The 10252-nt window shown below is 46.6% G+C and carries 10 protein-coding genes; 4 read left to right on the forward strand and 6 right to left on the reverse strand.

The genetic code is table 11. The features are described from left to right. The coding region (locus A1D16_RS00935) for an Rnase Y domain-containing protein (protein ID WP_290706826.1) at positions 1 to 262 on the reverse strand (262 nt) is incomplete at its 3' end. A 155-nt stretch (positions 263 to 417) separates the two neighbouring features. Between A1D16_RS00935 and A1D16_RS00940 the strand changes: the two genes are divergently transcribed. Next, a complete protein-coding gene (locus A1D16_RS00940) occupies positions 418 to 1545 on the forward strand; it encodes a TlpA disulfide reductase family protein (RefSeq protein WP_290706828.1) in 1128 nt (375 codons plus the stop codon). On the opposite strand, the gene A1D16_RS00945 is transcribed toward A1D16_RS00940, so the two are convergent. From A1D16_RS00945 to pheT, 3 genes are read right to left on the reverse strand one after another with little or no spacing between them, the layout of a single operon-like run. Continuing rightward, the gene (locus A1D16_RS00945) at positions 1542 to 1844 is read right to left on the reverse strand and encodes a cell division protein ZapA (RefSeq protein WP_290706830.1); all 303 of its coding nucleotides are present in this window, start codon (positions 1842 to 1844) and stop codon (positions 1542 to 1544) included. The genes A1D16_RS00940 and A1D16_RS00945 overlap by 4 nt on opposite strands. 3 nt (positions 1845 to 1847) lie before the next feature. Next, on the reverse strand, positions 1848 to 2138 hold the full coding sequence (locus A1D16_RS00950; RefSeq protein WP_290706832.1) for a hypothetical protein: 291 nt from the start codon (positions 2136 to 2138) through the stop codon (positions 1848 to 1850). Beyond that, a complete protein-coding gene (gene pheT / locus A1D16_RS00955; protein ID WP_290706834.1) occupies positions 2138 to 4564 on the reverse strand; it encodes a phenylalanine--tRNA ligase subunit beta in 2427 nt (808 codons plus the stop codon). Before pheT ends, A1D16_RS00950 begins: the two co-directional genes overlap by 1 nt. A gap of 603 nt (positions 4565 to 5167) precedes the next feature. On the opposite strand from pheT, the gene dnaB reads away from it, so the two are divergent. Further along, positions 5168 to 6736 (forward strand): replicative DNA helicase, encoded by a 1569-nt coding sequence (gene dnaB / locus A1D16_RS00960; RefSeq protein ID WP_290706836.1) that lies wholly within the window; start codon positions 5168 to 5170, stop codon positions 6734 to 6736. Next, positions 6736 to 7437 (forward strand): RsmE family RNA methyltransferase, encoded by a 702-nt coding sequence (locus A1D16_RS00965; RefSeq protein WP_290706838.1) that lies wholly within the window; start codon positions 6736 to 6738, stop codon positions 7435 to 7437. The genes dnaB and A1D16_RS00965 overlap by 1 nt, the downstream gene beginning before the upstream one ends. Positions 7438 to 7440: 3 nt before the next feature. On the opposite strand, the gene A1D16_RS00970 is transcribed toward A1D16_RS00965, so the two are convergent. Together A1D16_RS00970 and A1D16_RS00975 are read right to left on the reverse strand one after the other, a co-directional pair. Next, positions 7441 to 8265 carry a TerC family protein gene (locus tag A1D16_RS00970; RefSeq protein ID WP_290706840.1) on the reverse strand — a complete coding sequence of 275 codons (825 nt, stop codon included), beginning with the start codon at positions 8263 to 8265 and terminating at the stop codon, positions 7441 to 7443. 26 nt (positions 8266 to 8291) lie between these two features. Next, a complete protein-coding gene (locus tag A1D16_RS00975; protein WP_290706842.1) occupies positions 8292 to 9338 on the reverse strand; it encodes a quinone-dependent dihydroorotate dehydrogenase in 1047 nt (348 codons plus the stop codon). A 118-nt stretch (positions 9339 to 9456) separates the two neighbouring features. On the opposite strand from A1D16_RS00975, the gene A1D16_RS00980 reads away from it, so the two are divergent. Next, a partial coding sequence (locus tag A1D16_RS00980; RefSeq protein WP_290706844.1) for an acetyl-CoA C-acyltransferase occupies positions 9457 to 10252 on the forward strand: 796 nt, incomplete at its 3' end.

A 10252-nucleotide genomic window follows, 5' to 3' on the forward strand; every position in this document is an offset into this window, starting at 1 on the left:
CATCACTCAGTTTCCTGTTGCGTTCCAGTACTTCTTTGTCGTGATCGGCTTTTAGCTGAACAAATTTTTCCTTGGCTTCGAGAATTTTCTCTTTCTTAAGCGTTTCTGCCTGCAGCTGGGCATCTTTAATAAGTTTCTGTGCCTGGTTTTCTGCTTCGTCGATTTTTTGTTGAGTATTCGCTTTAAAAATAAACTTTCCTGCCACGATGCCAATAATCAGCGCAACTATGGCAACAATCAATATCATTAAGGTTTCGTTCATTGAATGGTTGTTTTAATCTTTTTTCAATCGTACATAAGGCCCTAAAATAGCTCATAACTGGTTGAGTAAGACGCTAATTTGCGAAAATACGAATTCGTAGCATAAAAGGTTGCAGCTTTTACTGCCAGGCCGTAATTTGGCATAAAGAATCCAATATGGTTAAAAAAATAATGATCCTGGTTCTGGCCGGCCTGTCCGGGGCGGCAACTGCTCAGGATCAGGCATTTAGCCTGCAGGGAAGTTTTTCCCGGATGAACCATAAACCCGCTAAACTGTACCTGCAGTATCAGCGGGGAAACCAATGGATAAAAGATAGCGCCGACGTCAGCAACGGTAATTATTTTTTTAGCGGCCGGTTATCGGAGCCTACCCTGGCCAGTTTGTCCGTGGCCGGTTTATCGGGTGGTTCCACACTGGTTCCTCAGAATATGGGCTTATTCCTGGAGCCGGGTACTGTTCGGCTGCTCCATACCGAAACATTTTCCAATATTATAGTTTATGGCTCACTGGCTCAATTGGATTATGAAGCGCTGGACAAGGCGGGGGCTTCTTACCGGTACCGGATAGATACTTTATACGAAGCCTATCGATTGGCGCGTAAAAGCAAAGATTCCATAAAAACCCGGCAACTGGACCTTGAAATTGAAAAAGTATCGGAAGAACACCGGGAAAATGTATACCGGAAATTTGTTGCCGATCATCCGAAATCACCTGTTGCACTGTATGCATTGCGGCAATCGGCCGGGTTTCCTACCGATGCTGCACAGCTGGAACCCTTATTTAACAAATTAGACCCTGCCTTAAGAAATTACCCCTCTGCCAGAGAGCTGAAAGCAGCCATTGATATTGCCAAAAGCACGGCTATTGGCCAGGTAGCACCGGATTTTACCCAGCCCGATACCCTTGGAAATCCATTAAAACTGTCCTCTTTGCGGGGGAAATACCTGCTAATTGATTTCTGGGCTTCCTGGTGTATGCCCTGCAGGAAAGAAAATCCCCTGCTGGTAGCCGCCTTTAATACCTATAAAGACAAAGGGTTTGATATTCTGGGGGTTTCACTTGATCAGGCCGGTGCACGTACCGGCTGGTTACAGGCTATCCGGCAGGATAAATTGACCTGGCACCAGGTTTCTGATCTTCAATACTGGAAGAATGCGGCGGCCCTTCAATACGGCATCACAGCCATTCCGCAGAACCTGTTACTGGATCGGGAAGGCCGCATTATTGCAAAAAATTTGTATGGCAACGCCCTGTTACTGAAGTTACAGGAGCTATTCCCTTAAACGGAAAAGTTCTCCCTCATACGGTCGAGATAGGTTTCGAGCTGATCCAGTTTTTCCTGAACGGACTGCGTATCCAGGTCTGTTCGGGTGGCAGCACTCTGTTCTGTTGCATACCAAACCAGCACCATGGCAATATAATCCTGCATGTCCTTAGCCGAAAACTGGGTTTTGAATTCTATGATTTTATCATTGATCAGCTTCACGGTGGCGCGTACTGCTTCTTCGTCCTGCACCCTGATTTTGATCCGGTAGGTGCGGTCGCCTATTACGATATTAGCCGGAATAAGTTGTTCTGCCATGGCCTATTCATTTAAAAGAGCAATGCATTGCTCAATTTCACGCAGGTACTGATTGATCCGTTTTTCAAGCGCCTGGCGATCTGCTTCATTCATTGTTGAAGGGCGGGTTGCCCGAACCACTTCCAGTTGCCTCTCCAACTCCTCAATGCGAGACTGCTGCAGTTTGTCTTTTTCCTGGAATAACTGCAGGGTTTGCTGCAATCTTTCCTGCTCTTTTTTTAATTGAAGGTGTTGCTTCTGCAGCTCTGCCAGTTTATCCTGGATCCTGGTAATATGTTGAATAATGGATTCCATCAGGACGTGCGGATTTCTGCCTCAATCTCTTTTTCCAGGGTTTGTATCAGCTTTTGCATCAGGGCGTCAATTTCCTTATCCGTCATGGTTTTTTCCTCATCCAGAAAGGAAAAATTAATAGCCACTGATTTTTTATCGGCGCCTAATTTATCACTTTCAAAGAGGTCAAACAGCCGGGTGCCTGATAGTTTCTGGATGCCGGCTTTTTTAATGGCCGACTCAATAGCACTGTAGGCAACGGTTCTGTTCACGATCATTGCAAGATCTCTTTCCACGGCAATCTGACGGGGAAGTTCCCGGAAGCTCAAATTGTTTTTTGTGGCCAGTTTAACCAGCATATTCCAGTTCAGATCTGCCACATACACAGGCTGTTTAATGTCGAACTGGGCCATTTTGGCCTTTGCTACCTGCCCTATGCTACCTAGCTTTTCTTTACCGGCAATTAATTGAAAGCCCGGTAATAAACCGGGTAAACTGGTTTCTTCCAGTTTTAATGCAGGTAAGCCTAAGGAACTGGCCAGCCTAGCAAGTACCCCTTTTAAAAGATAAAGATCAGCCGGTTGGGCTGCCTGTCTCCAGGAGGCTTCGGTATATATACCGCTCAGGTAGATACAACAATGAATATCTTCCTGGTATTCTCCCTGCCCGGTGGTAGCATAGGTTTTACCAAATTCAAACAACCGTAACTGGTCATTCTTTCTGTTATGATTGTAAGAAATTACCTCAAGGGCTGTTTCCAGCATGGCCGGCCTTAATATATTCAGTTCAGCACTCAGGTTATTCAGCATTTTCACGGTTCCGCGTAATTGCTGCTCGGTGTAGTAGGCACTGTTGGTAATAGAGTTGGTAAGGATTTCCCGGAACCCGGCCCCGGCCAGGTATTGAGCCACTTTCTCGCGTAGCCTGCCATCCAAATCATTTTCTACCGAAGGGGTAATGGTAATGGCTTGTGGTATTTCAATATTATCGAGCCCGTCTATTCGGATAATTTCCTCTACTATATCTGCTGGTATGGAAATATCCGGTTTACTATGCGGCACGCATACCCGAAGTTCGTCAATGCCATCTTTCAGGATTTCAAACCCGAGAGCTTCCAGGATTTTCTTTACGGTATCCGGGTGATAGTTCTTTCCACTTAATTTTTTCAGGTAGTGGTACTTGAGGGCTACCTGTTTTTTTTCTTCCGGGTTCGGATATATATCTGTAATATCAGAAGCAATAACGCCGCCGGCAATCTCTTTTATCAGCAGGGCAGCTCTCTTTAATACGTTTACCGTCTGAGAAATATCCACCCCTTTTTCAAACCTGCTGGCTGCATCTGTACGGAGCCCATGGCGAAAAGAAGTTTTCCGGATCATGCCTGGGTTAAACCAGGCCGATTCCAAAAACAACCGGGTGGTTGCAGGGGTTACCCCGCTACCGATTCCACCATATACGCCGGCTATACAAAGACCGCCTTCTGCATCACAAATCATCAAATCGTCGGCATGAAGCCTGCGTTCCTTTTCATCCAGGGTAACAAAAGGGCTGCCTTCGGGCAATTTTTGAACGATTATTTTGCCTCCTTTTATAGCATCCGCATCAAAAGCATGCAGGGGCTGGCCGGTTTCGTGCATTACATAATTGGTGATATCCACTATATTATTAATAGGGCGGAGGCCGATTGCCAGTAACCGATCTTTAAGCCATTGGGGCGATTCAGCCACTTTAATGCCTGAAATACTTACACTGGAATACCGCTGGCAGGCAATGGGATCTTTAACAGTTACCTCAATTGTTAACGATTGTTCCTGGACTTTAAACCCGTTTACAGACGTGGTTTTGATCCGCAGTTCTTTTTTATCGTGGTGGGTCAGATAGGCCGCCACATCCCTGGCTACCCCTATATGGCTCATTGCATCCATTCTATTGGGGGTGAGGCCAATTTCATAGATGGTATCTGTATAAACGGGAAAATGCTGCTGTAAAGGGATACCTGCTTTGAGGGTATCGGGCAATACCAGGATGCCTCCGTGGTTGGGGCCCAATCCGATCTCATCTTCTGCACAAATCATTCCCTGGCTTTCTTCTCCCCTGATTTTGGCAAGTTTCATGGTAATCGGATCGCCAGAATAGGGGTAGATGGTGGTACCTACCGGTGCTACAACAACGGTTTGTCCGGGTGTTACATTCGGCGCTCCGCAAACAATAGATAGGGGCGCTTCTGCTCCAATGTCTACCTTGGTAAGGGTTAATTTATCTGCATTGGGGTGGCGTTCACAGGAAAGTACTTTACCTACCACCAATCCTTTAAGTCCGCCTTTTACAGAAGCATAGGATTCCATGCTTTCCACTTCCAGTCCAATTGAAGTCAGAATTTTCGACAACCGTTCAGGGTCAACCGAAACGGGTAAATAATCACTCAGCCAATTATAAGAAATCGTCATGTAAGTAGTATCAATTAAGAGTGCAAATATAGCAGATTGTAGAGGCTTCCCTTTCCGGTTATCCTATTTAAAATATAGTGCCGGGTTATTTAGAATAAAACCGCCTTCGGTAAATGGCGTGAAACTGTAGTGAAACAGGGTGTTTGCATAAAAAAGGTGTTTTTACGGATATTTTCAAACCCGTGAAACAGTATGCCAGTTTGTATTTGAGGTGTTTGCGGCCAACTGGCTAAAAGCTGAAAACCTTGCTCCACGTTGTTTTGGACCGAAAAATGGGGTACCTCAAACGCTTCAAATGCCCTCAAACGCCATTCTGGTAATCCTGGTATCTGGCCAACGATTATGCCTTAAATCTTTGTTCACAGTTGCTGTGCATAAACCTGTGCCAATGAAGGAAAACTTTTTTAATTTGTGGAAAGCCCACCAAAACAAGTGGATAACCGTCTGTTTACTGTGGATAAGCCTCTGCATTTCTTTAGCAAAACTAAACGGTTTAAAAAATTTTTTCGAAGATGGGTGGGGGTCTATATTCGCCGTCCTGATGAGGGGTGATAACACCCGATTCATAATTTCTTAATGTTCTGGTAACGTTGAATAGTTCAGATGGATCTTACTAATATAAATAAGGACCGTAAAAACAGGCGGAAAGGTACGTTGGACCTTAGTACCATGGTTTATGGCAAGGTTCCACCGCAGGCAAAGGACCTGGAAGAGGCTGTTTTGGGTGCTATAATGCTTGAGAAAAGTGCGTTTGATACGGTCATTGAAATCCTTAAGCCCGAATGTTTTTATGTGGATTCGCACCAGCGGATTTTCAAAGCCATGCAATCGCTTTCCCAAAAAAGTCAGCCGATTGATATCCTTACCGTGGTGGAGGAACTCAGAAAGCGGGAGGAACTGGAAATGGTAGGAGGGGCCTATTACGTAACCAAACTGACCAACACGGTTGTTTCCTCAGCGAATATTGATGCCCACTCAAGGATTATTCTCCAAAAATTTATTCAACGGGAGCTGATCCGGATCAGTGGAGAAGTGATTTCAGATGCGTACGAAGATTCTACCGATGTTTTTGACCTGCTCGATGCAGCCGAAAGCAAATTGTTTGAAATCACCAATAACCACCTCCGCAAGGATTACAGCGCTATTGATTCGGTATTGGTTCAAACAGTTCAACGTATTGAAGACCTCCGGAACCAGACGGAAGATATTTCCGGGGTGCCCTCCGGCTTTCCGAGTATTGATAAAGTAACTTATGGCTGGCAAAAAACCGACCTTATTATCCTGGCCGCCCGTCCTGCGGTTGGTAAAACAGCGTTTGCCCTCAACCTGGCCCGGAATGCGGCGTTGAATCCAACCCGCCCTACTGCTGTGGCGGTGTTTAGCCTGGAGATGAGTGCCGGACAATTGGTACAGCGTATTCTTTCCGCCGAATCGGAGATTTGGCTGGAAAAAATCAGCCGGGGCAAACTCGAAGAATATGAAATGAAACAGCTTTATGCCAAAGGCATTCAGCGTTTGTCGGAGGCAAAAATTTTTATAGATGATACAGCGGCCCTCAATATTTTTGAGTTGCGCGCAAAATGCCGCCGGTTAAAGAATAAACACGACCTGGGACTCATCATTATCGACTACCTGCAGTTGATGAGCGGTGCCGGCGGAAATACCAACCGGGAACAGGAAATTTCCCAGATATCCCGATCCCTTAAGCAATTGGCTAAAGAACTGGAAGTGCCCATTATTGCGCTTTCTCAGTTGAGCCGGGCCGTGGAAACCAGGAAAGAGGGGAATAAAATGCCACAATTAAGCGATCTCCGGGAGTCTGGTGCCATCGAACAGGATGCGGATATGGTAATGTTTATTTACCGGCCGGAGTACTATGACGTAAATGCCAACGAACACGGCGAAAGTGTAAAAGGTGAAACCCATGTACGTATTGCCAAGCACCGGAACGGTTCGCTCGAAACCATTAAACTCCGCGCCATGCTGCATATTCAAAAATTTGTAGACGAAGGCGTGGAAGGAGGAGACGGACCGCCCTCTGCACCGATGCCGGGAGCCTGGAAACCCCTTGGCCCCGCTGGTCCTGCAGCCGGCCCGGATCAAAGCGGCTATCGCCAGATCGGCAGTCGCATGAATGATGTGCCTTTTGAAGATGATGAAACACCGTTCTAATGGCGCTTCCCTTTTTTTTTCTGAACCAGTACCAGGGCGAAGACCGCATTCAGCTAGACGAAGCCAATTCCAGGCATATGGTAGCTGTGCTGCGAATGCAGCCCGGCGAAGAATTATTGCTGACCGATGGAAAAGGCCATCTCCTTCAATGCCGTATCAGCGAAGCGCATAAGAAAAAAGCGGTGGTTGACCTGTTAAAGCGCGAGGAACAGCCCAGGCGACCCAAGCACTGCACCATTGCCATTTCACCGGTAAAGAACAATGCCCGCTTTGAATGGTTCCTGGAAAAAGCAACCGAAATAGGCGTATCAGCTATTATTCCCCTACTGACACAACGCACCGAAAAGCAACAATTCCGGCACGAGCGCATGCAACAGATTCTCATCAGTGCGCTCTTGCAGAGTCAACAGGTATGGTTACCCGAACTATCCCACCCGGTACGTTTTGCGGACCTGATAAAAGAAGACAGCTATTCCCAAAAATGGATCGCCCATTGCCTTGATACTGGCCGCGTATCTCTTCGAGATCAGGCAGGCGCGGGCAGTAACCAATTATTGCTGATAGGTCCGGAAGGCGATTTTACCCCCCAGGAAATTCAGCTGGCCATGGAGGCCGGGTTTGAGCCGGTAACCCTGGGTGATACGCGCCTTCGTACAGAAACGGCTGGTTTGGTAGGAGCAACCCTGCTTTGCGTTTCCTGAGTATTATTTGGCCATATCATTGTACGGAGTGGGCGTATGTTCTCCCCCCGCCGGTTTACTGGGCAAAGTTGGCTCACGCAGGGTAACAGGGGCGGCTTTTGTTTTCCTGCGCATGGCCATATTCAGCATTTCAACGCCAACAGAGAAGGCCATTCCGAAGTAGATATAATTCTTTAGATGCAACTGGTGGGCTGCTTCACTATCCCAGCCTTCAATAACCAAACTCAAACCGATCATTACCAGGAAAGACAGCGCCAGCATTTTTAAAGTAGGGTGTTTGTGAATGAAAGCGGATATGTTTGGACTGAACCGGAACATTACAAACATGGCAATAATTACCGCAGCAATCATTATTTCAACATGTTTAGCGGTACCTCCTGCAGTAAGGATACTGTCAAACGAAAAAACAGCATCCAATACCACTATCTGGGAAATTGCCTGGGCAAAACCCAGCCCGGCCTTCTTTTCCGCAGATTCATTAGGATCGTCGCCTTCCAGTTTGTGATGAATTTCCTTGACCGATTTATAAATAAGAAACAATCCACCTAATAACATAACCAGGCTTGCCAGGTCAAAGCCCTTGGAGCCGATATGAAAGAGATTTTTTCCTTTTTGCGCAAGTAACCAGCTCAATGCAAACAGTAGTAAACTGCGCATAATAATACCTATGATCATCCAGTATCGCCTTGCTTTTTTCTGGTCTTTCTCGTTGGGCAGGCGATTCATGATAATACTAACAAAGATCACATTGTCAATACCCAATACAACTTCCAGTATCACCAATATTATAAAACTGATAATACTTTCAGAGGTAAATAAATGTTCCATAATGCAACTAACGGTTTTTTGGGGGCTTATAAAGATTTACAAATGTCTTTTGCAATAGTTGGACCAACATAGATAAAACCAGTCCAAACCTGAACCAGGCAGGCACCAGCCTCCAGTTTTTCCCGGGCGTCTGCGCCGGAAAATATGCCACCACTGGCAATCACCGGAATTTCTCCGTTGGATCGTTTCCAGATATAATCTACTAATTCGGTTGCCCGCCTCCGTAGGGGTGCCCCGCTTAGCCCTCCTGCACCAATGGCATCCAGTTCCGGCTGACTGGTTACCAATTGCTCTCTTGAAATAGTTGTATTGCTGACCACCAGGCCGTCTAGGCTGATTTCTCTTGCCAGTTCCACTACATCATTTACCTGCTCGAGGTTGAGATCGGGTGCAATTTTTAGAAAAATCGGTTTGGGATGGGGTTGTTGCTGATTAATGGTTTGCAGGTGTGATAAAATCTTATGCAAGGCGTCTTTCTCCTGTAACGCACGCAACCCCGGGGTATTGGGTGAACTAACATTTACCACAAAATAGTCCACCACATTAAACAATTCCCGGAAGCAGATTTCATAATCCTTCCAGGCTTCTTCATTGGGCGTTACTTTGTTTTTTCCAATATTTCCACCAATGATGAGGCGGGGTGTTTTCGACGTTCGTTCCTCTTGTAAAAGTCGCCAGTTTTTGAGGCGTTCCGCTACCACTTTTACACCATCGTTATTGAATCCCATCCGGTTAATAAGGGCTTTGTCTTTCGGCAGGCGAAACAAGCGGGGTTTTTCATTGCCATCCTGGGGTTGGGGGGTTACAGTGCCAATTTCCACAAAACCAAACCCCAATAATTCAAGTTCGCGCAGGTAGCGGGCATTTTTATCAAAACCAGCGGCTAATCCAACCGCATTTCGGAAAGGTAGGCCAAACGCCTGTACCGGGCGAGCATTGGCGTCGGTAAATTTCCGGGCAATCCAGTTCCGTATAAAAGGAATGCTGCTTACCAACTGCAAGCAGTTCATGGAAAAATAATGGGCTGTTTCTGCGGGTAACCAAAAAAGAATGCGTCGTAAAAATGAATACATACTTCAAAAAAAAACCATTGGTGGGGGATGGCAAAAAAATCTTTTTCATGTACCGGGATTCCATTAAATTTGAGATAGAAGGTTGTCTATGCAACCATTTTTCTGTAAAACTTTTGCCATGCAAGATGCTTATATAGTAGCGGGATTTCGTACTGCGGTAGCCAAATCCAAAAGAGGCGGGTTCCGGTTTTACCGGCCCGATGACCTGGCTGTAGACCTGATTAAAGGGCTGATGGCCACCATTCCCCAACTAGACCCTACCCGGGTAGACGACCTGATTGTGGGGAATGCGGTTCCGGAAGCCGAGCAGGGGCTACAGGTGGGCAGAATGATTTCTGTTCGGGCCCTGGGAATTGATGTGCCGGGTATGACGGTGAACCGGTATTGTGCAAGCGGCCTGGAAACCATTGCTATAGCCACTGCAAAAATCCGAAGCGGACAGGCCGAATGTATTTTAGCGGGTGGCACGGAAAGCATGAGTATGGTTCCAACGGCTGGCTGGAAAACGGTTCCGGCTTATAGTGTAGCCACTGAACATCCCGACTATTACCTCAGTATGGGCTTAACAGCGGAAGCGGTTGCAAAGGAATATGGAATCAGTCGCGATGCACAGGACGAGTTTTCTTACCGCAGCCATCAGAAAGCCATTCAGGCTATTTCAAATGGGTATTTCAAGTCGGGGATATTACCGATGAAAGTGGAACAGGTTTACCTCGATGCCCGGGGCAAAAAGCAGAAAAAAGAATATATCGTTGATACCGATGAGGGGCCTAGAGCCGATACGAGCCTGGAAGCACTGGCCAAATTGAAACCGGCCTTTGCGGCGGGTGGGGTAGTTACGGCGGGAAATTCTTCACAAACCAGCGATGGCGCAGCATTTGTTGTGGTAATGAGTGAGTCCATGGTAAAGGAAC

Origin of the sequence: Flavihumibacter sp. CACIAM 22H1 (assembly GCF_001601815.1) — a bacterium.
Lineage (GTDB): Bacteria > Bacteroidota > Bacteroidia > Chitinophagales > Chitinophagaceae > Flavihumibacter.